Source organism: Bosea beijingensis, assembly GCF_030758975.1.
In the GTDB taxonomy this organism is placed as follows: domain Bacteria; phylum Pseudomonadota; class Alphaproteobacteria; order Rhizobiales; family Beijerinckiaceae; genus Allobosea; species Allobosea beijingensis.
The window spans coordinates 4,235,876-4,258,423 of record NZ_CP132359.1 but is presented as its reverse complement, the minus strand read 5'-3'; the positions used below and the strand labels follow the sequence as shown (position 1 = coordinate 4,258,423).

Annotated in this window: 22 protein-coding genes and 1 tRNA gene; 10 read left to right on the top strand and 13 right to left on the bottom strand. The window is 66.5% G+C overall.

Going from position 1 to position 22,548, the window contains the following annotated elements:
- Window positions 1-31: 31 nt before the first annotated feature.
- Window positions 32-1,552, bottom strand: a complete 1,521-nt coding sequence (locus Q9235_RS20195) for a bifunctional metallophosphatase/5'-nucleotidase (protein WP_306223601.1) — start codon at window positions 1,550-1,552, stop codon at window positions 32-34.
- A gap of 181 nt (window positions 1,553-1,733) precedes the next feature.
- Here Q9235_RS20195 and hemH point away from each other — a divergent pair, with 181 nt between their 5' ends.
- Window positions 1,734-2,798: a ferrochelatase gene (gene hemH, locus Q9235_RS20190; protein WP_306223600.1), complete on the top strand. Its 1,065-nt coding sequence runs from the start codon at window positions 1,734-1,736 to the stop codon at window positions 2,796-2,798.
- A 1-nt stretch (window position 2,799) separates the two neighbouring features.
- On the opposite strand, the gene Q9235_RS20185 is transcribed toward hemH, so the two are convergent.
- Window positions 2,800-3,690, bottom strand: coding sequence for an alpha/beta fold hydrolase (locus tag Q9235_RS20185; RefSeq protein WP_306223599.1), 891 nt, complete (start codon window positions 3,688-3,690; stop codon window positions 2,800-2,802).
- Window positions 3,691-3,705: 15 nt separating this feature from the next.
- Between Q9235_RS20185 and Q9235_RS20180 the strand changes: the two genes are divergently transcribed.
- Complete coding sequence (locus Q9235_RS20180; protein ID WP_306223598.1) at window positions 3,706-4,239, top strand: MarR family winged helix-turn-helix transcriptional regulator; 534 nt, start codon at window positions 3,706-3,708, stop codon at window positions 4,237-4,239.
- A 10-nt stretch (window positions 4,240-4,249) separates the two neighbouring features.
- Here the strand turns inward: Q9235_RS20180 and Q9235_RS20175 are convergent, their stop codons facing one another.
- Window positions 4,250-4,885, bottom strand: coding sequence for a TIGR00725 family protein (locus tag Q9235_RS20175; protein ID WP_306223597.1), 636 nt, complete (start codon window positions 4,883-4,885; stop codon window positions 4,250-4,252).
- Between the two features lie 3 nt (window positions 4,886-4,888).
- Window positions 4,889-5,602 (bottom strand): orotate phosphoribosyltransferase, encoded by a 714-nt coding sequence (locus tag Q9235_RS20170; protein ID WP_306223596.1) that lies wholly within the window; start codon window positions 5,600-5,602, stop codon window positions 4,889-4,891.
- A 373-nt stretch (window positions 5,603-5,975) separates the two neighbouring features.
- On the opposite strand from Q9235_RS20170, the gene Q9235_RS20165 reads away from it, so the two are divergent.
- Window positions 5,976-7,208: an MFS transporter gene (locus Q9235_RS20165; protein WP_306223595.1), complete on the top strand. Its 1,233-nt coding sequence runs from the start codon at window positions 5,976-5,978 to the stop codon at window positions 7,206-7,208.
- Between the two features lie 155 nt (window positions 7,209-7,363).
- Here the strand turns inward: Q9235_RS20165 and Q9235_RS20160 are convergent.
- Window positions 7,364-7,438: transfer RNA gene (locus Q9235_RS20160), tRNA-Gly, on the bottom strand.
- A gap of 232 nt (window positions 7,439-7,670) precedes the next feature.
- Between Q9235_RS20160 and Q9235_RS20155 the strand changes: the two genes are divergently transcribed.
- From Q9235_RS20155 to Q9235_RS20140, 4 genes are all read left to right on the top strand, one after another.
- On the top strand, window positions 7,671-8,195 hold the full coding sequence (locus Q9235_RS20155; RefSeq protein ID WP_306223594.1) for a prolyl-tRNA synthetase associated domain-containing protein: 525 nt from the start codon (window positions 7,671-7,673) through the stop codon (window positions 8,193-8,195).
- A gap of 81 nt (window positions 8,196-8,276) precedes the next feature.
- Window positions 8,277-9,176 (top strand): thioredoxin, encoded by a 900-nt coding sequence (trxA, locus tag Q9235_RS20150; RefSeq protein WP_306223593.1) that lies wholly within the window; start codon window positions 8,277-8,279, stop codon window positions 9,174-9,176.
- 23 nt (window positions 9,177-9,199) lie between these two features.
- A complete protein-coding gene (locus Q9235_RS20145; RefSeq protein WP_306223592.1) occupies window positions 9,200-9,871 on the top strand; it encodes an LON peptidase substrate-binding domain-containing protein in 672 nt (223 codons plus the stop codon).
- Window positions 9,868-11,265 carry an MFS transporter gene (locus Q9235_RS20140; RefSeq protein ID WP_306223591.1) on the top strand — a complete coding sequence of 466 codons (1,398 nt, stop codon included), beginning with the start codon at window positions 9,868-9,870 and terminating at the stop codon, window positions 11,263-11,265. The genes Q9235_RS20145 and Q9235_RS20140 overlap by 4 nt, the downstream gene beginning before the upstream one ends.
- A 195-nt stretch (window positions 11,266-11,460) precedes the next feature.
- On the opposite strand, the gene Q9235_RS20135 is transcribed toward Q9235_RS20140, so the two are convergent.
- The 3 genes from Q9235_RS20135 to Q9235_RS20125 all read right to left on the bottom strand — a co-directional run bounded on the left by Q9235_RS20135 (window position 11,461) and on the right by Q9235_RS20125 (window position 14,960).
- Window positions 11,461-12,897, bottom strand: a complete 1,437-nt coding sequence (locus Q9235_RS20135; protein WP_306223589.1) for a homospermidine synthase — start codon at window positions 12,895-12,897, stop codon at window positions 11,461-11,463.
- Window positions 12,898-13,045: 148 nt separating this feature from the next.
- On the bottom strand, window positions 13,046-13,582 hold the full coding sequence (locus tag Q9235_RS20130; protein ID WP_306223588.1) for a GNAT family N-acetyltransferase: 537 nt from the start codon (window positions 13,580-13,582) through the stop codon (window positions 13,046-13,048).
- A gap of 232 nt (window positions 13,583-13,814) precedes the next feature.
- Window positions 13,815-14,960: a type III PLP-dependent enzyme gene (locus Q9235_RS20125; protein WP_306223587.1), complete on the bottom strand. Its 1,146-nt coding sequence runs from the start codon at window positions 14,958-14,960 to the stop codon at window positions 13,815-13,817.
- Window positions 14,961-15,786: 826 nt separating this feature from the next.
- Here Q9235_RS20125 and Q9235_RS20120 point away from each other — a divergent pair.
- Both Q9235_RS20120 and Q9235_RS20115 read left to right on the top strand, forming a co-directional pair.
- A complete protein-coding gene (locus Q9235_RS20120) occupies window positions 15,787-17,400 on the top strand; it encodes an OpgD/OpgG family glucan biosynthesis protein (protein WP_306223586.1) in 1,614 nt (537 codons plus the stop codon).
- Window positions 17,401-17,418: 18 nt separating this feature from the next.
- Complete coding sequence (locus tag Q9235_RS20115; protein WP_306223585.1) at window positions 17,419-17,691, top strand: GNAT family N-acetyltransferase; 273 nt, start codon at window positions 17,419-17,421, stop codon at window positions 17,689-17,691.
- 9 nt (window positions 17,692-17,700) lie between these two features.
- Here Q9235_RS20115 and Q9235_RS20110 read toward each other — a convergent pair whose 3' ends face one another.
- Both Q9235_RS20110 and Q9235_RS20105 read right to left on the bottom strand, forming a co-directional pair.
- Window positions 17,701-18,156 (bottom strand): Fur family transcriptional regulator, encoded by a 456-nt coding sequence (locus Q9235_RS20110; protein WP_306223584.1) that lies wholly within the window; start codon window positions 18,154-18,156, stop codon window positions 17,701-17,703.
- Window positions 18,157-18,312: 156 nt separating this feature from the next.
- Window positions 18,313-19,305 carry an LLM class flavin-dependent oxidoreductase gene (locus tag Q9235_RS20105; protein ID WP_306223582.1) on the bottom strand — a complete coding sequence of 331 codons (993 nt, stop codon included), beginning with the start codon at window positions 19,303-19,305 and terminating at the stop codon, window positions 18,313-18,315.
- Between the two features lie 190 nt (window positions 19,306-19,495).
- Between Q9235_RS20105 and Q9235_RS20100 the strand changes: the two genes are divergently transcribed.
- Entirely contained in the window at window positions 19,496-19,684 is a 189-nt protein-coding gene (locus tag Q9235_RS20100; protein ID WP_306228481.1) for a hypothetical protein, read from the top strand.
- Between the two features lie 3 nt (window positions 19,685-19,687).
- On the opposite strand, the gene serA is transcribed toward Q9235_RS20100, so the two are convergent.
- From serA to Q9235_RS20085, 3 genes are all read right to left on the bottom strand, one after another.
- A complete protein-coding gene (gene serA / locus Q9235_RS20095; RefSeq protein WP_306223581.1) occupies window positions 19,688-20,947 on the bottom strand; it encodes a phosphoglycerate dehydrogenase in 1,260 nt (419 codons plus the stop codon).
- Between the two features lie 117 nt (window positions 20,948-21,064).
- On the bottom strand, window positions 21,065-21,511 hold the full coding sequence (locus Q9235_RS20090) for an NfeD family protein (RefSeq protein ID WP_306223580.1): 447 nt from the start codon (window positions 21,509-21,511) through the stop codon (window positions 21,065-21,067).
- 11 nt (window positions 21,512-21,522) lie between these two features.
- Complete coding sequence (locus Q9235_RS20085; protein ID WP_306223579.1) at window positions 21,523-22,506, bottom strand: SPFH domain-containing protein; 984 nt, start codon at window positions 22,504-22,506, stop codon at window positions 21,523-21,525.
- Between the last annotated feature and the right edge of the window lie 42 nt (window positions 22,507-22,548).

The following is a 22,548-nucleotide window of genomic DNA, read 5'->3' as shown; positions in this document are numbered from 1 at the left end:
GCGAGGAAGGCTGCGAGCGCGTCGCGGCAACTCACTTCAGGACCGCCCGGCCCTCGACCTTGGCATCGACCGTGCCGAGCCTGCGGACATAGACCATCACCTCATTCGCCATCAGCTTGCCGTCGGTGAGGCCGACCAGCGTCCGGCCGCGGCCGAGCGCCGTATATCCATCGCCGCCTTCCAGCATGAAATTGTTGGAAGCGACGGTGTACTTCGCCGCAGGATCGATCGGCTTGCCGTCGACCGTGACCGAAATCACGCGCGAGCCCTGAGGCTGCTTGAGATCGGCCTCGAATGTCAGGCCGGAGACCACCGGAAAGCGCCCCGCGCCCTGCGGCGCATCGCGCAGGCCGTTCTCGATCGCGTCCTTCACGTCCTTTCCGGTGATCTCGACCATCACCGTCGCGTTGCCGAAGGGCAATTCGCTCAGCACGTCGCGGCGCGTCAGCTTCTGCCCGGCCGCATATTGCTTGTTGGCGCGGATGCCGCCGGCATTGGTGATGGCGAGTTGGGCGCCGGTCGCGGAGCGGAGCGCATCGGCGATCAGGTTGCCGATCGCGGTCTCCTGGGTTCGGATGACGCCGGTGCGGGAATCCAGCGGCGCGGCCAGCGTCGCGATATCGACATCGAGTTCCTTCGACAGCTCGCTCTCGTAGCCCTTCACAATGGCGGCGACTTCCGGATCGGGCGTCGCCGAACGGGAATCGTTGACGCGGAAGGTTGGCGTCCACGAGACCTGTCGCCCCGCGCCCTCGCCCCGCACATTGACGGCGATGTCGATCGCGGTGACGTAGTTGCCCTCCTCGTTCGACTCGACCATGACCACCTTGCCGTCATAGGCGATGGCGAGATCGTGGTCGTGGCCGGTGAGCACGATATCGACGACGCGCGAGCGCACGATCTCGTAATCCATCGCCCTGTCGGCATGGACGACCGCGACGAGGATATCGGCGCCCTGCCCCTTCAACGCCTTCGCCTCGCGGCGCAGCGCCTCCATGGTCGAGGAGAATTTCAGGTCGCCCGGGAAGGAGACCTGCGGCGTCGGATCGAAGGCCGTTCCGATGACGCCGACCTTGATGCCACCGAGCTCGAAGATCTGCGAATCCTTGTGATGCGGCAGGATGCTGCCGGCGGCATCGCGCAGATTCGCGGCGAAGGTCGGATAGCTCTGCGCCGCCGTCAGCTTGAGATAGTTCTCCTTGCCGAAATCGAACTCGTGATTACCGGGCACGAAGACGTCGATGCCCATCTTGTTCTGCATCGCGACAACATGCGCGCCCTGATCGAAGCCCGACATCAGCGAGGGCGAGTAGCAATCGCCGGCATGGCAGAACAGCACCGGCACGCCCTTCGCCCGCTCGGCCTTGGCGATGCCGGCGGCGCGCGCGAAGCCGCCGCGACCCTTGTCGTCGCTCATCTTGTAGATGTCGTTGACCAGCAGCAGCGTGAAGCTCGGCGCCGGCTGCTGGGCCATCGCCACAGGCGCGGTCGCAGCGAGTGTCGCCGGGGCCGCCAGGACGCCGAGAGCCTTGCGGCGGGTAAGCTTCGTCATGCGGGCGCCTTACGTTCTGAGAACCGCTCCAGACTAGCAAAACTGCGGGCGGGCTGACCAGAGGACGGCACAGCGGGAAAAGCCGGTGGCGGCAGTGTCGCACCTCACCTTTCGGAGGGTTTCAAGGCTGGACGAAAGCGCGAACTCGTCTAAACCACGGGTTCAAGGAGAGCCTGCGCTCATGACTGCTGACATTGCCGCGGCACCGGGCCGTGAAGCCGCATCCCTGCCACCCGACCATCCCAAGGTGCAATACGGGCGCATCGGCGTGCTCCTGATGAATCTCGGCACGCCCGAGGGCACCGGCTACTGGCCGATGCGCGCCTATCTCAAGGAATTCCTCTCGGATCGTCGCGTCATCGAGGAGCCCCGCTGGAAATGGTGGCCGATCCTCAACCTGATCATCCTGTCGACCCGGCCCGGCCGGAAGGGCAAGGATTACGCCTTGATCTGGAACAAGGAGCGCGACGAAGGCCCGCTCAAGACGATCACCCGCTCGCAGACCGAACAGCTCGCCGAGCGCCTGAAGCCGCTGGCCGGCGAGCGGGTCGTCTTCGACTGGGCGATGCGCTACGGTTTTCCTGACGTGAAGAGCCGGCTGAAAGCCCTGCTCGACCAGGGCTGCGACCGCATCCTGCTGGTGCCGCTCTATCCGCAATATGCCGCGCCGACCTCGGCCACCGCCTGCGACCAGGCGTTTCGCGCGCTGATGCAGATGCGCTGGCAGCCTTCGGTGCGCGTCGCCCCGCCCTATCACGACGACCCCGTCTATATCGGCGCGCTCGCCCGCTCGATGCGCGCCTCGCTGGCGAAGCTCGATTTCGAGCCCGAGGTCACCCTCTGCTCCTTCCACGGCATGCCCAAGGAATACCTGCTGAAGGGCGACCCCTATTACTGCCAGTGCGTGAAGACCTGGCGCCTGCTGCGCGCCGAACTCGGCCTCTCCGAGGAACAGTTCCCGCTGACCTTCCAGTCGCGCTTCGGTCCGGACGAGTGGCTCCAGCCCTATACCGACGAGACGGTGAAGGCGCTGGCCCGGGCCGGCAGGAAGTCGATGGCCATCGTCGCGCCGGGCTTCTCTGCCGATTGCCTGGAGACGCTGGAGGAACTCGACGGCGAGAACCGCGAGATCTTCCTGCACAATGGCGGCGAGAAATTCGCCTATCTGCCCTGTCTCAACGATTCCCCTGAAGGCATCGACGCCATCGCCGAGGTCGTCCAGCGCGAATTGATGGGCTGGCTCTGAGCTAGCCCTCGCCTGCGACGAAGCGGACCACGCTCTCGGCCACCGGCCGCGCCTTCAGGATGCGGCGGTGGCCCAGCCCCTCCGTCGCCTCAAGCCGGACGAACGGGCCGGCCTGCTCCAATGCCTGCGCATGCTGGAAGCCGAGCTCGCGATCCTGCCGATCGTGGATCACCAGCGTCGGCAAACCGATCGCCTTGAGCTGTGCCGGCGCCTCGAAGGCCTCGACCGGGTTACCCGCGACGATATGGATGCGCCGTTCCAACGCCGCCTGCCCGCGCCTGCCAAGCCCGATCGCATGGCCGAACTGCCGGGTGATTCCAGTGATCGAGGAGGGCGCCGAGATCAGAACGAGCCGGTCGGCGCTCACCGTCGGCTGGCCCCTGACCGAGCCGGCCAGCGCCGCAAGCGTGATCGCGCCGCCGAAGGAATGCGTGACGATCGCATGGAACGGCCCGAATACCCGCGCCACGGCGGCGAGGCTCGCGACGCCGAGCGGGATATTGAGCTCGCGCCCGGTCGAAGCGCCATGGCCGGGCAGATCGAAGGCGACGACCCGGAAACCCGCCGCCAGGAGTGGCTCGACGAAGCCGGTCATCGAGGCGGCATCCCCGGTCCAGCCATGAACCAGCAGCACCGTCCGGGTCGGCGCGCGTTCCTCGGGCTCGAAGACATAGGCCTGCACGCTCCCGCAGGGGAAGGGAATCGCCCGCGGGCTCGCCTGCCGCAGCTTCGCCGGGAGCGCCTGCTCGCCCGTGCCGCCGTTTCCGTTTCGCTTTGCCGGCCGCGGCGGGGTACAGAAGAGGCGGAAGGCCAGCCGGCCGGCCGTGCGCGGCGCGACGAAGCTCGCGGCCCGGACCAGCGGGCGCATGTAACGGAGGGCGGAAGCGCTCATGGCGAAGATCCGATTTTGTTCAACGCTGAACTATTATGTTCAGCCATGAACAAAAAGCAAGAGCTTTCCGAGACGCAAGTCCTGCCCTGGGATCTGCCGCGCTTCCGCAACTGGGTTTCCATCGCCCGCGCCCACAACATGTGGGAGAAGGTGCTCACCGAGTCGCTGGCGCCGCTTGGCATCCAGCTCGCGCATTACGACGTGCTCGCCAACATCTTCCACGTCCCCGGCCTGTCGCAGCAGGCGCTGGCCGAGAAGCTCCTGGTCGGGCGCAGCGCGATGAGCATGCTGCTGCCGGTGCTGGAGAAGCGCGGCCTGATCGAGCGGCGCAACGACGCCGCCGACCGGCGCTTGCGGCGCCTCTGGCTGACCCCCGCGGGCGAGACTGTCACCCGCAAGGCGATGGCGATCCATGTCGCCGAGATCGAAGCGATGATGCAGGTCCTCACCGACGAGGAATGCAATGCCGCGGGCGAAGCGATGCGCCGCGTCGGCAAGGCGCTGGAAGCGCGCAGCGCCGCCGTTGCCAGCCGCTCAGAAAAGCCGTGAAACTCGGCGCTCAGAGCGCCAGGATCACGCGCGCCACCGCATCGAGTGCCGCTTCCGCGTCAGTGCAGGCCTGCGCGCCATCGACCGAAGGCGCATCCTCCAGCAGGAAGACCGGTCGCTTGAACTGCAGGGCGAAAGCGATTTCGGACAGGGTGCCGTAGCCGCCGCCGATCGCGACGAGGCAGCAGGCCGCCCGGGCGATCAAAGCATTGCGGGCGACGCCGATCCCGGTCGCCAATGGAACGGTGACGAAAGGGTTGGCCGCTTCCGGCTCGTCATCGGGCAGAAGGCCGATCGACAGGCCGCCGGCTTCCGCCACGCCGCGGCAGACCTCTTCCATCACCCCGGCGCGGCCGCCGCACAGCACGGTCACGCCATGCCCTGCAAGCAAACGCCCGATCGTGGCAGCGGCAGCGGCTTGCGAAGCCGTCGGCGTGCGCGTCCCGATCACGGCGACCGGCGTCCGCAGCGGATTACCGCTCTCGCGCTGCAGCCAGTCCAGGGCGCCGGCCGGAGAGACAGGCTCGCCCTGCACCGCATCCGTCGTCTCGCGCCAGCGTCGCGCCGCCGGATCGAAGACCCGGCCGCGTCCATCATGCAACTGCCCGCTCTCGCGATCGAATCGCAGTTGCAGGTCCGAAGCCATGGCTCAGGCCGGCTTCTTTTCCTCGCCGAAAGCGGAGATGCCGCCATGCTTGGCCGACCAGGTCGCCGGGTCGTTCAGGAAGCTCTCGACCTCGGCCAGGATCTTCGGCTCGAAATGGCCGCTATCCTTGGCGACGGCGAGCACGTCCCACCAGGTGGTGAGATAATGCAGGTTGATGCCGATCTCGGTCATCAATTCGCGGCTCTTCGGGAAGATGTCGTAATAGAACAGCACGAAGCAGTGCTGCACATCGGCGCCGGCATTGCGCAGCGCTTCGGCGAAATTGACCTTGCTGCGCCCGTCCGTGGCGAGGTCCTCGACCAGCAGCGTGCGCGCACCCTCGACGACCGAGCCTTCGATCTGGGCATTGCGGCCAAAGCCCTTCGGCTTCTTGCGGACATACTGCATCGGCAACGACAGGCGGTCGGAGATCCAGGCCGCGAAGGGGATGCCCGCCGTCTCGCCGCCGGCAATGATGTCGAGCGACTCATAGCCGATATCGCGCACGATCGTGGTCGCCGCGAAATCGATCAGCGTCGAGCGCAGGCGCGGGTAGGAGATGATCTTGCGGCAATCGATATAGACCGGGCTCGCCCAACCCGAGGTGAAAAAGAAGGGCTTGTCGCTGTAGAAATGCACCGCCTTGATCTCGAGCAGCATCTTGGCCGCTTCGCGCGCGATCACGGCCCTGTCGGTCGGGGTGAACAGGTTGGACATGGCGGTGTCTCCGGGCTGAGCGACGCCGCTCGCCGGCAACGGCAAGGGGCGCAGGGCAAGTCGAATTGGCAAACGGCCCCTTCTGATCGCGTGCGCCCGGCAGGTCAATCCCTCCGCGCGGCGATTTTAGCCGCCACCCGCAGTCCGGTTTCGCCACATCTCCTCTCCGAACGCCGGCTCCGCCGCAGGATCGCCCCGGCGTTGCCGAAAAACGATCGTTGCAGGGTTTCCCCCGGCATCCACAGGCTGGAGCACAGGCGCTCATTGCGCCGGCTCAGGCACCATGAGATGCGACATGATCTGAACAAGAGCGATGCCGTGCCGACATCGCCGCTCCGCGGGGCCTGGCTGGAGCAGACAAGGGGCTTTCATCATGAGCAATCTTCAGGCGGCAGCAGCCGCAGCACCCACGGAAGTCGATAGCAAGGCGCGCAAGGCCTTGTGGGGGGCGGCGATCGGCTACGCGATGGACGGCTTCGACCTGCTGATCCTCGGCTTCATGCTGCGCGCGATCTCGGCCGATCTCCAGCTCAGCCAGGCTCAGGCCGCCTCGCTCGTCACCGCGACGCTGGTCGGCGCCGTGCTCGGCGGCATCGGCTTCGGCATGCTTTCGGACCGCATCGGCCGCGTCCGCGTCTTGACCTGGACCATCGTCCTCTTCGCCGTCTTCACCGGCATGTGCGCCCTGGCGCAGGGCTACTGGGACCTGCTGATCTACCGCACCATCGCCGGCCTCGGCCTCGGCGGCGAGTTCGGCATCGGCATGGCGCTCGTCGCCGAGGCCTGGCCGGCCTCGAAGCGCGCCCGCGCTTCCTCTTATGTCGGCCTCGGCTGGCAGGTCGGCGTGCTCGCCGCCGCGCTGGCCACCCCGCTGCTGCTGCCCTCGATCGGCTGGCGCGGCATGTTCGCCATCGGCATCCTGCCGGCGGTCGCGGCCTATTTCATCCGCCACTCCCTGCACGAGCCCGAGGTCTTCGTCGCCCGTTCCAAGGACCGGCCGAAGGAATCCGCGCTTGGCCTGCTGGTCAAGGATCGCGAGACCGCCAAGCTCAGCCTCGGCATGGTCATACTCTGCTCGGTCCAGAATTTCGGCTATTACGGCGTGATGATCTGGCTGCCGAACTATCTCGCCACGCGGTTCGGCTTTGCGCTCACCCAGTCGGCGGTGTGGACGGCGGTGACCATCGGCGGCATGGCGCTCGGCATCTTCGCCTTCGGCCATATCGCGGATCGGATCGGCCGACGCCCAGCCTTCTTCGGCTACATGATCGGCGCCGCCGTGATGGTGATGGTCTATTCGCGCCTGACCGACCCGTTCCAGCTTCTGGTCGGCGGCGCCGTCATGGGCTTCTTCGTCAACGGCATGCTCGGCGGCTATGGCGCGCTGATCAGCGAGCTCTTCCCGACGGCGGCGCGCGCCACCGCGCAGAACGTGCTGTTCAACATCGGCCGCGGAGTCGGCGGCTTCGGCCCGGTCGTGGTCGGCGCGATCGCAGCGACGCACGGCTTCCAGACTGCCATCGCGCTGCTGGCGGCCCTCTACATCCTCGACCTTCTCGCGATGTGGCTCCTCATCCCCGAGAAGCGTGGCGCGGAACTGACCTGAGGCAAGCTGAACAGCACGGCCGAAATACAAAGGGCGCCGGACGGCGCCCTTTTTCGTTCGCAGCCGGATAGCTTCCGGCCAGGAAGCTCAGGCCCAAAAAGCAAAAAGCGCCGGAAGATCCGACGCTCGCATGCTTCTCAAGCCTTGAGATTGTCTGGAGCGGGCGAAGGGATTCGAACCCTCGACCCCAACCTTGGCAAGGTTGTGCTCTACCCCTGAGCTACACCCGCATCCGAGACAGTCGCGCCGTGCTGGCGGCGCGGCCGGGTTATTGCCCCAAAGCGCCGCGAAGCGCAAGCACCCCGGCGAAAGTTTTTTTGCCGCCTTCCACAAAACTCCTAATTCGCCGCCCCCGTCTTGCTGTCGACGCCATGCAGAGCTAGGCATTTTCCGGCCCGCTCCTGCCGCCCGGCAGGCATTTTCATTGCCGCCTCGAACCCTGCCGCTGTCGATCGCCTCACCATGACCGCGCCCATCACACCCGAACAGCTCTGTGCCTATCTCGCCGAGAAGGGCATCGCCTTCCATCGTACCGACCATCCGGCGGTCTTCACCGTCGCCGAGACGGCGCCGCATCGTGACGAGATGGTCGGCCATCACACCAAGAACCTGTTCCTCAAGGACAAGAAGGGCCGAATCTTCCTGGTCTCGGCCGAAGCCCACGCGCGCATCGATCTGAAGCGGCTGCATGAGCGCATCGGCGCCAGCGGCCGGCTCTCCTTCGGCTCGGCCGAATTGCTGCTGGAGAAGCTCGGCGTCACGCCGGGCTCCGTCACGGCCTTCGCCGTGATCAACGACCGCGCGGGCGACGTCACAATGGTATTGGATGCGACGCTCGCGACCGGCGAGGACGTCAATTTCCATCCTTTGATCAACACCGCAACCTTGCGAGTCAGCCGCGACGATCTGCTGGCCTTCTTCCGGAGCACGGGGCACGAACCGCTGATCGTCGATTTGCCCGTCCCGCCCGATGGACAGAACGGCTGAAGCACCCCATCTATGGCGCAACTGCGCAGGCGGACCGACGGCGAAGCCTGCGCCTCCAGGATATCTCACGAAGGACGACCCATGCTGGTCAATGGCGATGCGGCCGAGCAACCCGGCTTGATCAAGGACACCACGACCCAGGGCTTCCGCGAGGACGTCATCGCGGAATCGATGAAGCAGCCGGTGCTGATCGATTTCTGGGCGCCCTGGTGCGGCCCCTGCAAGCAGCTCACCCCCGTCATCGAGAAGGTGGTCAAGGCGGCCGGCGGAAAGGTCAAGCTCGTCAAGATGAACATCGACGAGCACCCGCAGATTCCCGGCCAGCTCGGCATCCAGTCGATTCCTGCCGTCATCGCCTTCAAGCAGGGTCAGCCGATCGACGGCTTCATGGGCGCCCAGCCCGAAAGCCAGATCAAGGTCTTCATCGAGCGCCTGGTCGGGCCGATGGGTCCGGGCGAGACCGCGGAGCTGATCGAGGCTGCGGCCGCCGCCATCGCGGCAGGCGACCCTGCCGGGGCGAGCGAGCTCTATGCCGGCGTACTCGAGATCGAGCCCGACAACCTCGCTGCGATCGCCGGCCTGGCCCGGCTGCATCTCGACAGCGGCGATATCGAGGGCGCCAAGGGCATTCTCGGCATGGCGCCCCAGGACAAGGCCGCCGATCCGGCGATCACGGCAATCCGCGCGGCGATCGAGCTCGCCGAGCAGGCCGCCTCGCTCGGCGATACCGCCGAGCTTGAAACCAAGGTCGCCGCCAACCCGAAGGACCATCAGGCCCGGTTCGATCTGGCGCTGGCGCTCAACGCCCGCGACAGGCGCGAGGAGGCGGTCGATCATCTCGTCGCCATCATCAAGGCCGATAGGAAGTGGAACGACGACGGCGCGCGCAAGCAGCTCCTGCAGTTCTTCGAGGCCTGGGGCCCGATGGACGAGGCAAGCGTCGCCGGGCGCCGCAAGCTTTCGACCCTGCTGTTCGCCTGATCGGCGACAAGGACGAGGCGCGCATGGGCATGAACGCCGTCTACGAGGGAGCCAGGGATTGCCCGGAGGCGATCCCGCTCTTTCCGCTCGGCGGCGCGCTGCTCCTGCCGCGCGGCCAGATGCCGCTCAATATCTTCGAGCCGCGTTATCTCGCCATGATCGATGACGCTCTTAAGGGCGATCGCGTCATCGGCATCATCCAGCCCGAGCCGGAAACCGGCCGCCAGCCCGAAATCCCGCCGCTGCTCAAGGTGGGCTGCCTCGGCCGCATCACCCAGTTCTCCGAGACCGGCGACGGCCGCTACATCATCACGCTGACCGGGATCAGCCGCTTCCGGCTGCTCGATGAACTGGCGGTGACAACCCCTTATCGCCAGGGCCGCGTCGGCTATGACGCCTTCGCCGCCGATTTCGTCGCCCGGACCGGCGAGGACGAGGTCGACCGCAAGGGCCTGCTCAAGGCACTCCGCGACTTCGCCAAGGCCAACGACCTCAAGATCGACTGGAAGGGCGTCAACGAGGCGCCGAACGAGGCGCTCGTCAACGCGCTCTCGATGATGTGCCCGTTCGGGCCGCGCGAGAAGCAGGCGCTCCTGGAAGCGCCGACGCTGAAGGACCGGGCCGAGGTGCTGGTGGCGATCACCGAGATCGAGCTCGCGCGGGGCGGCGGCGACCCGGACACGACCTTGCAGTGACGCCCGCGACGCCGCCTGCCGAAGCGCCACCGACAGTCTGGCCGCCGCGCCACGCGGTCACCGCCTGGCTGTTCTTCGACTGGTCGGCCCAGCCCTTCTTCACGCTGATCACAACTTTCGTCTTCGCGCCTTTCTTCGCCTCGGCTCTGGCGAAGGACGCCGCCGACGGCCAGGCGCTCTGGGGCTATGCGACGGGCTTCGCCGGCCTGTGCATCGCCCTGCTCTCGCCTTTGCTTGGCGGCATCGCCGACCGGACCGGGCCGCGCAAACCCTGGATCGCCGCTTTCGGCGCGTTGCTGGTCATCGGCTCCGCGATGCTCTGGTTCGCCGTGCCGGGATCGGCCGCCGCCGTGCCGATCGCGCTCGCCGGCTTCGTCATCGCAACGATCGGTGCCGAATTCGCCACCACCTTCAACAATGCGATGATGACGCGGCTGGTGCCGCCGGAGCGGCTCGGCTGGCTTTCCGGCACCGGCTGGGCGATCGGGTATCTCGGTGGTCTGCTCTCGCTCGCGATCACGCTCGGCCTGCTGGCCGCCGACCCACAGACCGGCAAGACGCTCATTGGCATAGCGCCGATCTTCGGGCTCGACGCCGCCGCGCGCGAGGGCGACCGCTTCTCCGGCCCGCTGACAGCGCTCTGGTTCATCGTCTTCGTCACGCCGATGTTCCTGCTGACGCCGGATTCCGGCAGGACCGGCCTGAGCCTTGCCGAGGCCGCCAGGGGCGGCGTCGGACGCCTGAAGGATACGCTGGCCGAATTGCCGAAGCTGCCTTCGCTCGGCCGTTTCCTGCTCGCCAACATGATCTACCAGGATGCGCTGGTCGCGCTCTTCGCCTTCGGCGGCATCTATGCGGCCGGCGTCTTCGGCTGGCAGACGATCGAGCTCGGCATCTTCGGCATCCTACTGACCGTCACCGGTACGCTGGGCGCCTGGGCCGGCGGCAAGCTCGACGACCGCATCGGCGGCAAGCCGGTGGTGCTCGGCGCGATCGCCTGCCTGCTCTTCGCCTGTATCGGCATCCTCTCGCTCGGTACCGACCGCATCCTGTTCGTGATCCCGGCTTCACCGCCTGTACCGGGCGACGGACTGTTCGCCTCGCTGCCGGAGCGGGTTTATCTCGGCCTCGGCCTGCTGATCGGCCTCGTCGCCGGACCGATGCAGGCCGCCTCGCGCAGCCTGATGGCGCGATTGGCGCCGGAGGGGCGCATCGGCGAATTCTTCGGGCTGTTTGCGCTCTCGGGCAAGGTCACGTCCTTCATGGGACCGACGCTGGTTGCGCTGGCGACGACGATCTTCGCCAGCCAGCGCGCGGGCCTGGCCGTGCTGATCGTGTTCTTCCTCGCGGGCGCAGCGCTGCTGGCCGGCGTGAAGGTCGCCCGCAAGTCATAAAGTGTCTTAGGTCATAGAGTGTCATCCCGCACGCGCTGCGGCATGAAGTGCTGCTGCGCAGATGCGGGACCGCGCGACGAGAAGGCGCACCTCAAAGGAAAGGGCGCCCCTGCATGAGAAGGCGCCCTTATCGGAAAACGATCCCGCAACTGCGCAGCAGCACTACGTGCCGCAGCGCGTGCGGGATGACAGCTTTCACCGAACCAGGATGTTCTTGAACTGCCAGGGGTCGCTGGTGTCGATATCCTCCGGGAACAGGCCCGGGCGTCCATCGAGCGGCGTCCAGTCGGTGTAGTAGCCCTTCACCGGCCCGAGATAAGGCTGCTGGATCTCGAGGCAGCGGTTGAAATCGAGTTCCTCGACCTCGACGATTCCCGCGCGCGGGTTCTCCAGCGCCCAGACCATGCCGGCCAGCACGGAAGAGGTCACTTGCAGACCGGTCGCGGTCTGGTAGGGCGCGAGCGAACGCGCTTCCTCGGTCGAAAGCTGCGAGCCGAACCAGTAGGCGCCCTTCTCGTGGCCGTAGAGCAGCACGCCGAGCTCGTCGATGCCGTCGACGACCTCGTTCTCCTCGAGGATGTGCTGTTCGTCCTGCGGCCGGCCGGCATTGCCGAACATCTCGTGCAGCGAGAGCACCGCGTCGTTCGCCGGGTGGTAGGCATAGTGGCAGGTCGGCCGGAAGATCGCCTTGCCGGCCTCGTCGCGCACGGTGAAATAGTCCGCGATCGAGATCGACTCGTTATGCGTGACCAGGAACCCGTACTGGGGACCGGGCGTCGGGCACCAGCTCCGGACCTTGGTCTCGGCGCCGGCCTGCATCAGATAGATCGCGGCCTGCGAGCCGGTCTCGTGGCCATGGGCATTCGCCGGCATCCACTTCTCGTGGGTACCCCAGCCGAGTTCGGCAGGCTGCACGGCTTCCGCGATGAAGCCTTCAACCGACCAGGTGTTGACGAACACGCCCGGCGGCTTGGGGTTCTTCGAACGCTGGGTGTCGCGCTCGGCGATATGGACGCCCTTGACGCCGACGCGCTGCATCAGCGCGGCCCATTCCTCGCGGGTGTTCGGCTGCGTCGCGTTGAGACGCATGTCGGCGGCGAGGTTCGTCAGCGCCCGCTTCACCAGCGAGGAGACCATGCCGGGATTGGCGCCGCAGCAGGAGACGGCCGTCGGCGTGCCGGCCGGGCGCGCCCGCTTGGCGGCGAGCGTCATCTCGCGCAGCGCATAGTTCGAGCGCTCGGCCGGGCCCTTGCTCTCGTCGAAATAGAAGCCGAGCCAGGGTTCGTTGACCGTGTCGATATAGAGCGCGCCGAGGCTGGAGCAGAGCTCCATGATGTCGCGCGAGCCAGTGTCGCAGGAGAGATTGACGCAGAAGCCCTGTCCGCCGCCGGCGGTCAGCAGCGGCTCCAGCATCGTCTTGTAGTTCTCGATGGTGACGGCTTCCTGGATGAAGCGGATGCCGCGCTCGTCGAGCAGGTGGCGATTGGAATCATCGGGAGCAATGACGACGAACCGGCTCTTGTCGAACTTGAAGTGCCGTTCGAGCAGCGGCAGCGTACCGCGGCCGATCGAGCCGAAGCCGATCATCACGATCGGGCCGGTGATCTCGCCGTAGACGGGCCAATTCGTCATTCTCTGTAACTCCTGGGTTCTTGGGGAAAAAGGTCGAAAGGGTCGTATGAGCGCAAAATCGCGCCGTCAATCGCGAGGCGCCTTCCACGCGGGTGAGCGCATGGAAAGCGCCGGGCGATGACGGCGCGATGACGATGGATGGGAAGGGTCAGGCGGCCTGCGCCACCTGATCCGCCTCGAAGGTCTCAAGGGTCATGGTACCGCTCGCGACAAGCACGCCGCTGGCGCCATCGAGCGCGCCCTCGCGCAATTCGATCGCGAGGAAGCGCTCGCGCTCGACCGGGCCGGGCATGGCGAGCTCGCGGGTCAGCGCCGGATCGAAGCCGAAGCGGGCGTAGTAGGGCGCGTCGCCGACGAGGATGACGGCGCCATGCCCGCGGCAGGCCGCACGCCAGAGCGCCTCGCGCATCATCGCCTTGCCGAGCCCCTCGCCCTGCAATTCGGGCTTCACCGCAAGCGGGCCGAGCAGCAGCGCCGGCACGCCATTGGCTTCCACATGCCAGAGGCGGACGGTCGCGAGCACTTCGCCGTCGCGCTCGGCAGTGAGCGCCAGACCTTCGGCCGGCAGCCGGCCTTCGCGCAGGCGCTCGCTCGACTTGGCGGTGCGGCGCTCGCCCAGGCAACGGTCGAGCAGCGCCTCGCGGGCGGGAATGTCGTTGGCGATCTCGTCGCGGATCGTGATCATGACGCACCTCCGGCCGGAGCGCCCATCCTCATGGACCTACCCGGCGCCACGCTCACGCGCGGCCACAATGAAACGATGTGGGGAAGAGGGGTCCGGCGGGAGCCACGCGCATACCTCCGTTCTGGAGATACGAACGCTCCGCCCGTTTGACCGGGCAGCCTGCCGTCTCAGACAGGGCGCTTCGCCGGACCCGATTGGCATAGGGGCGGCGGAAGCCGCCCCGTACTTTCCGTCAGATGACGTACTGCTTCAGCGGCGGGAAGCCGTTGAAGGCGACGGCCGAATAGGTCGTCGTATAGGCGCCCGTGCCCTCGATCAGCACCTTGTCGCCGATCTCCAGCGAGAAGGGCAGCATGTACGGGGTCTTCTCGTACATGACGTCGACCGAATCGCAGGTCGGGCCGGCGAGCACGCAGGGAACCGTCGCATCGCCGTCATGGGCGGTGCGGATCGGGTAGCGGATCGCCTCGTCCATGGTCTCGGCGAGACCGTTGAACTTGCCGATGTCGAGATAGACCCAGCGGACCTCGTCTGTTTCGGCCTTCTTCGAGATCAGCACGACCTCGGCCTCGATCAGGCCGGCCTCGCCGACCATGCCGCGGCCCGGCTCGATGATCGTCTCGGGCAGCTGGTTGCCGAAATGCTTCGACAGCGCCCGGAAGATCGCGTCGCCATAGGACGGCACGCCCGGAATCGGCTTCAGGTAGCGCGCCGGGAAACCGCCGCCGAGGTTGACCATCGACAGCGAGATGCCGCGGGTGGCGCATTCCTTGAAGATCGCCGAGGCCGAGGCCAGGGCCGAATCCCAAGCGTTCACGTTCGCCTGCTGCGAGCCGACATGGAACGAGATGCCATAGGCCAGCAGGCCCATGCGGTGGCCGTGCTCGAGCACGTCCGCGGCCATTTCGGGCACGCAGCCGAACTTGCGCGAGAGCGGCCAGTCGGCGCCGGCTCCGTCGCAGAGGATGCGGCAGAAGATGCGTGCGTCCTTCGTGCCGGTCCTCTCGGCGGAACGGGCGACCTTCTCGACCTCGGCCGTGCAGTCGACGGCGAACAGGCGCACGCCAAGCTCCATGGCGCGGACGACGTCGCGCTCCTTCTTGATGGTGTTGCCGAAGGAGATGCGATCGGCCGTGGCGCCAGCCGCGAGCGCGAGCTCGATCTCGACGACCGAGGCGCAATCGAAGCAGGAGCCGAGCTTGGCGAGCAGGGCGAGCACCTCCGCCGCCGGGTTGGCCTTCACCGCGTAGAAGACGCGGGTGTCGGGCAGCGCACGGGCGAAGGCATGATAGTTCTCGCGCACGACATCGGTGTCGATGACGACGCAGGGCCCGTCCTCGCGGCGGGTACGAAGAAACTCACGGATGCGGTCGGTCATGAGACGCGACTCCCCTGCGACGCAAGCGGCGTCGATGCGATGTATCGCCAGAATGAATCGTCGCTGTCGCGCGGCGCTGTGGAGACGCCTGCTACAACGGACGAGTCGTCCGGACCCGAAACACCGTTCGATTGGGGAAGACCCCGCACGGCCGGCAATGAAGGACAAGCCTCTTCGGTGCCGGCCTGTGGAAAGCCGGCGAGACCAAAAAAGCCCGCTCCGTCGTTGCTTTAAGCTGCGTCCCCCGTGGAGATTCGGGGTTCGCCGGTTTTGCCTCCGGCTGCCGGTCTGTGTCGGGGAACAATCTCCTTGCGGAGACTGGGAGGCGTGATTTGAGGGATGTCCATCCCCTCCATCCGTCCTCCAACCCCTGGCGGCTGTCCGGCCTCTTGTCCGGATGCCCACCGACCAGCACGCGGCCACAGGCACGTGCGAATTGGGTGAACGCGATATACGGACGCTCGCCCCCGACCACAAGTGTTTTATGCACCCGGAGCCGCATTTTTTTGCAGAGCCGATCCGCGTTCGGTCGGGAGCGGGTTAACGGCGGAAAGCGCTTTGCCGGCTATGGCTTAGCCATGGCCCGCGCAGACGTCACGGAACCTTGCGGGATGTTCATCTGCCGTCAATGCCGGATGCCCTAGACCGGCCCCATTCAATGGCCTTAACTCTCGCTCGATCATCGCGCGTCCAACAGGACGCGGTAACGATGATCTGTGGAATTGTTATCGCATCGGATTGATCCGAAAAGTGGATCCCACTTTTCGGTCCGATGCTATAGCCGCCTATCTTGAAAAGCCCGGAAAACGGGGAAGACGGACCACGCATGACCACGACAGACCGCCGCCGCGTCCTGGGCGGACTTTCAGCCGCGCTTTGCCTCTCGGCGGCGCCCTCCGTCCTCCTGGCTCAGCAGCCCCAGCCGCAGCAGCAAGGCCCGCAACCGCCGCCGGCCCCGCAGAACGCGGCGCCGCAGCCGCGCTTCGGCTTCGAGGACGTGCAGCGCCGCGCCCGTGAGATCGCCGCCGTTCCCTATGAGCCGATCGCGCCGCTGCCGGAGGCGCTGGCCAAGCTCGACTACGATTCCTGGCGCGACATCCGCTTCCGCCCCGACCGGGCCCTGCTGCAGCAGAACGGCTCGCCCTTCCGCATGCAGATGTTCCACCCGGGCTTCCTCTTCACCCGCCCGGTCACGGTGAACGTGGTGCGCGACGGCGTGCCCATGCCGGTGCCCTATGCCGCGAACCTCTTCGACTACGGCAAGGTCAAGTTCGAAAAGCCGCTGCCCGTCAATCTCGGCTTCGCCGGCTTCCGCCTGCATTACCCGCTCAACGACCCCCGCGTCTTCGACGAGCTGATCTCCTTCATCGGCGCGAGCTATTTCCGCGTGCTCGGCCGCGGCCAGCGCTACGGCCTTTCGGCGCGCGGCCTGTCCATCGGCGCCGGCACGGCCGCCGAGGAATTCCCGGTCTTCCGCGAATTCTGGGTCGAGGCACCCGCTGCCGGCGCCGAGCGCATCGTCATCCACACCCTGCTCGATTCGCCGGCGGTGACCGGCGCCTATCGCTTCACCATCTATCCCGATCTCGACACCGTCATGGAGGTCGCGGCGACGCTCTATCCACGCGCGCCGATCGAGAAGCTCGGCCTCGCACCACTGACCTCGATGTTCTTCACCGGCGAGAACGACCGCCGCTTCTTCGACGATTTCCGCAGCGAGCTGCACGATTCCGACGGTCTGATGATCCATTCCGGCAGTGGCGAATGGATCTGGCGTCCGCTGCGCAATCCGAAGCAACAGGCGGTCTCCTCCTTCGTCGAGCGCGGCATCCGCGGCTTCGGCCTGATGCAGCGGGACCGGACCTTCGAGCACTACCAGGATCTCGATCTCAACTACGAACTGCGCCCCTCATATTGGGTCGAGCCGCAGGGCGACTGGGGCGAGGGTGTCGTCGAACTGATCGAGATGCCGACGACCGACGAGACCAACGACAATATCGTCGCGCTCTGGGCGCCGAAGACGCCGCTGGAGCCGGGCAAGGAATTCTCCTTCGGCTACAAGCTGATCTCGATGCTCGATTCCGGCGACCTTCATCCGGGCGGCCGCGTGGTCAATACCTACCAGGCCAAGCCCAAGGCACTGGGCTCGGGCGAGCCCGTCACCGAGGGCTCCCGCCGCTTCATCATCGATTTCGCCGGCGGCGATCTCGACTACCAACTGAAGCAGCCCGAGAAGGTCGAGATCGTGCCGTCGATCGCCTATGGCCGGATTGACCGCGCCTTCATCGTGCCGAACCGCAAGACCGAGGGTTTTCGCGCCTTCATCGACGTCGTGGTCGAGCCCGGTCAGTTAGCCGAGATGCGCGCCTTCCTGCGTGCCGGCGGCAAGACGCTCACCGAAACCTGGAGCTATCCCTGGCGTGCCGAAGCGCAGGGGTGAGCCCGAAAGGAGCCCGCAATGGACGTCGTCGAGAACGCCGCAGAGAACCGTTTCGAACTGGTGCTCGACGGCGGCACCGCGCTCGTTGCCTATCGCCGCGACGGCGAGCGTCTGGTGCTGGTCCATACCGAAGTGCCCTCCCAGTTCGCGGGACAGGGCATCGGATCAAAGCTGGCGAAGGGTGTCTTCGAATTGCTCAGGGCGAGCGGGCGCAAGGCGGTGATCCGCTGCGAATTCCTCAAGGGCTGGATCGCGAAGCACCCGGACTATAACGACGTCGTCGACGGCTAATCGGGCCGGTCAGGACGTCTTGCGGCCACTCCGGCGCGCCGGCTGCTTCTTGCGGCCGTAGAGCTCCAGGCGGTGGCGCACGAGTTCATAGCCGAGCTCCGCCGCGATCCGCCGTTGCAATTCCTCGATCGCATCCGAGGAGAACTCGATCACCTCGCCCGAATCGACGTCGATCAGGTGGTCGTGATGCTCCTGGTCAGCATGCTCGTAGCGCGAGATGCCGTCCTCGAAGGCGTGCCGCTCGATTGCGCCCTGCGATTCCAGCACCTTCATCGTCCGGTAGACCGTCGAAAGCGACAGCGTCGGATCATGCGCGAAGGCGCGGGTGAAGATGCCCTTCGCGTCGGGATGGTCGTCGGCTTCCGCCAATACGCGCAAGATCAGGCGCCGCTGCTGCGTCATCCGCAGCCCGGCGTTCTTCAACTGGCTCTCGAAAACGGCAATGCGCCGGTCGGTTTCGGTCATGCCTTGCCATAGCAACGCCGCCAGCTAATTGCAAAAGCGATTACATGAAAATCATTCTCATTTGCATTAATTATGCAAATGAGTTTCAATAGCGATAATACTGTTTGCCGCCGACCGCTCCACCTTTCCTGATGCAGCCGGTGGGCAGCGGCCCCGCTACCTCTTCAGGTCGGCTGCAACCTCCGCGGCGAGCTCATAGGAGCGCTTGCGCTTTTCGTGATCGAAGATCGGCGCGGTGATCATGATCTCGTCGGCCTGCGTCTCTCTGACGAAGGCGCCGAGATTGCGCTTCAGCGTCTCCGGCGAGCCGATGAAGGCATAGCGCAGCATCCCCGAGACATGCGCCTTCTCGGCCGGCGACCAGTATTGCTCGATATCGTCGATCGGTGGCTGCAGCTTGCCCCGTGCGCCGCGGACCATGCCGACGAAACGTTGCTGCAGCGAGGTCGCGAGATGGCGCGCCTCCTCGTCCGTATCCGCCGCCACGACATTGATGCCCGGCATCGCATGCGGCGTCGCGAGCTGCTCGGACGGCTTGAAGCGCTCGCGATAGACGGCGAGCGCCTGCATCAGCGCATCCGGCGCGAAATGCGAGGCGAAGCTGTAGGGCAGGCCGAGCTCGGCGGCGAGCTGCGCACCGAACAGGCTCGACCCGAGAATCCAGAGCGGGACCTCGAGCCCCTCGCCCGGCACGGCGCGGATCGCCTGGTTCGGGCCTGCCGGCGCGAACAGCGCCTGCAGTTCCAGCACGTCCTGAGGAAAACTGTCCGACGACATCGGGCTGCGACGCAGCGCCCGGAGCGTGAGCTGGTCGGTGCCGGGCGCCCGGCCGAGGCCGAGGTCGATGCGCCCCGGGAAGAGCGCCTCCAGCGTCCCGAACTGCTCGGCAATGACGAGCGGCGAATGGTTCGGCAGCATGATGCCGCCGGCTCCGACCCGGATCGTGCTGGTCGCGGCCGCGAGCTGGCCTATCACCACCGAGGTCGCAGCGCTGGCGATGCCGACCATGTTGTGATGCTCGGCCACCCAATAGCGGGTGTAGCCGAGCCGCTCGGCATGGCGGATCAGGTCGGTGGATTTCAGCAATGCGTCGCGCGGCCCCTCCCCTTCGACGACGGGAACGAGATCGAGGACGGAGATCGCGACCATGACGGCCCCTGCTGGCTGGCGCCGGCAACGGGCCGGCGGGAAGGCTAGGCTTCACCAGATGGGAAGGCTGGGCGCCCCGGTCCAGAGGGTGACGAGCTTCGTCATGGCGCGCCTGCGCTGGCGTTCTGGCGGAACGGCGATGGCGCTGCCGCGTTGCTCGCAGGAACCGCCACGCCGAAGGGAGCATCCCATGACCGCCACCGCCAACCCCGCCAAGGAAAGCCTGCGCAAGGAGCAGAAGGAGCAGCGCCAGGCCGCGCGCGAGCACGGCAAGGATGCCGAGCTCAACCGGGCCTTGAAGGGCACCTTCCCCGCCAGTGACCCGGTCGCGGCCCAGACGCCGATCAAGCCCGGCGCCAAGACCAAGAAGCCGGCATGAGGCTCAGTCGCGCTGGTGAAGCAGCCGGGCGCGGATCGTGCCGTCGAGCCCGCGGATATCCTTGAGGATATCGCGCGCCTCGGCGCTTGAGACGCCATCCGCCTCCATCACGACATAGCCGACCTCGCCGTCGGTCTGGTAGTTCTGGGCGGCGATATTGACCTGCCGGCTGGCGAAGACGTCGTTGAGCCGCCGCAGCATGCCCGGTACGTTGCGCTGGACATGGATGAAGCGTGTGCCGATGGCCCGCGCCGGCAACTGGACCTGCGGGAAATTGACCGCGCCGACCGTCGAGCCGACATCGGAATAATCGACGAGCTTGCGCGCGACTTCAGCGCCGATGCGCTCCTGCGCCTCCTCGGTCGAGCCACCGATATGCGGGGTGAGGATGACATTGCCGCAGCCCTGGAGCGGCGAGACGAAGCGGTCGGAATTGGAGGCGGGTTCGATCGGGAAGACATCGACCGCGGCGCCGGCGAGGTGGCCACTCTTCAGCGCCGCCGCGACCGCGTCGAGATCGACGACAGTGCCGCGCGAATTGTTGATGAGATAAGCGCCCTTCTTCATCGCCGCGATCTGGGCGGCCCCGATCATGCCCGCGGTCTGCGCCGTCTCCGGCACATGCAGCGAGACGATATCGGCCGTGCCGAGCAAAGCGTTGAGGCTGATCGTCGGCTCGGTATTGCCGTGGCGCAGCCGGTCGGTGTGATCGTAATAGATCACACGCATGCCCATCGCCTCGGCCAGTGTCGAAAGCTGGCTGCCGATATTGCCGTAGCCGACGATGCCGAGCGTTTTGCCGCGCACCTCGAAGGAGCCGTTGGCCGACTTGTCCCAGCCGCCGTCATGGGCGGAGCGGGAGCGGTCGGGAATGCGCCGGAGCAGCATGACGATCTCGCCGATGGTGAGCTCGGCGACGCTGCGCGTGTTCGAGAACGGCGCGTTGAACACCGGCACGCCGCGCAGGCGCGCAGCCTCGAGATCGACCTGGTTCGTACCGACCGAGAAGCAGCCGACGGCGAAGAGTCGGTCGGCCCCGGCGAAGATCTCCGGCGTCAATTGCGTGCGCGAGCGGATGCCGAGCACATGCACGCCCTGGATCGCCTTGAGCAGCGCCTCGCGGTCGAGCGCCTTCGGCAGCCTTTCGAGATTGCTGTAGCCGGCCTGCTCCAGCAGTTCGACGGCGGAATCGTTGATACCTTCCAGCAGCAGGACCTTGATCCGGTCCTTCGGAAGGGAAAGGCGTTCGCTGGGGCTGGTCATGACGATGCGCTCACGGAGGAGCGGCTGCTATAGTCCCCGCAGCGCCGGAGGCCAACGCCCTGAACGCAACGCTGTCGCTAGAATCGACACGACTGATGCAAAAATCTCATGGCGGCTTCAGGCCTTCTCGACGACCAGCGTCGAGCCCTCGACCCTGACGACCTTGACCTCGGCCCCGGCCAGCAATTCCGGGCCGACGATCCGCCAGGACGAATCGCCGACGCGCACGCGCCCTTCGCCGCCCGTCATGGTCGTTTCCAGCCGGAAGACCTTGCCGATGAGCTGGCGGCCACGATCGTTGAGGCCGGTCGCGGCATCCGGCTCCTCGCCCTTGCGGCGCGTCAGCATCCGGCCGGCGGCGACACAGGCGACGGCGAAGATCGCGAAGACGATGCAGGCCGCCTGCCAGCCGAGACCGAAGAGACCGACCACCGCACCGGTGATGAGCGCCGCCAATCCCAGCCAGATCAGGAAGACGCCCGGCGCCAGCATCTCGCCGCCGATGAGCAGCAGGCCGAGGATCGCCCAGAGCCAGCCATTATGTGTCGAAAGCCAGTCGGGCATCGCAATGTGCCTCAGCCGCTCGTGCGCCCGGAGACCGGCACCGAACCGGCCCCGTTGCGGCGTTGCGCCGTTGCGTCCTCGCCGAACACGGCCTTGGTGAGCTGCGCGATGCCGCCGACCGTGCCGGCAAGCGAAGCGGCCTCGATCGGTACGATCACGACCTTGCTGTTATGGCTCGACGCGATCGATTTCAGCGCATCGGTATAGCGCTCGGCGATCAGGAAGTTCGCGGCCTGGATATCGCCCTTGCCGATCGCCTCGGAGACCATGGCCGTCGCCGCTGCTTCGGCCTGCGCCAGCCGCTCGCGGGCTTCGGCATCGCGCAGCGCCGCTTCCTTGCGCCCCTCCGCGGCAAGAATCTGGGACTGCTTGGCGCCTTCAGCCTTCAGAATCTCCGCCTGCCGCAGGCCTTCCGCTTCGAGCACGGCGGCGCGCTTTTCACGTTCGGCCTTCATCTGCCGGTTCATCGCGCCGGCGATATCGGCCGGCGGCAGAATGTCCCGGATCTCGATGCGCGTGACCTTGACCCCCCAGGGCGAGGCGGCGGCGTCCATCACCCGCAGCAGCCGCTCGTTGATCTCGTCGCGATGCGAGAGCAACTGGTCGAGGTCCATCGAGCCGACGACGGTGCGGATATTGGTCATGGTCAGGACCATCAGCGCATCGTTGAGCGACGACACCTCGTAGCAAGCCTTGGCGGCGTCGAGCACCTGGTAGAAGGCAGCGGCGTCGATGCGTACGCCGGCATTGTCCTTGGTGATCGCCTCCTGCGAGGGAATGTCGAGCACCTGCTCCATGACATTCACCTTGTGGCCGATACGGTCGATCCAGGGCCAGATCAGCCCGAGGCCGGCGCTCAGCGTCCGCGAATAGCGGCCGAAGCGCTCGACGGTGTAGTTGTAGCCTTGGGGAACGGTGCGAACACCGCGTGCGATCGTCAGGATGACCAGCGCCACGATGACGATCACGGCGATGTTGAAGCCCGACAAGTCCATCTCGTCCCCCGCTGCGCCGATGCGCCGTCCTGCTCATTCGAG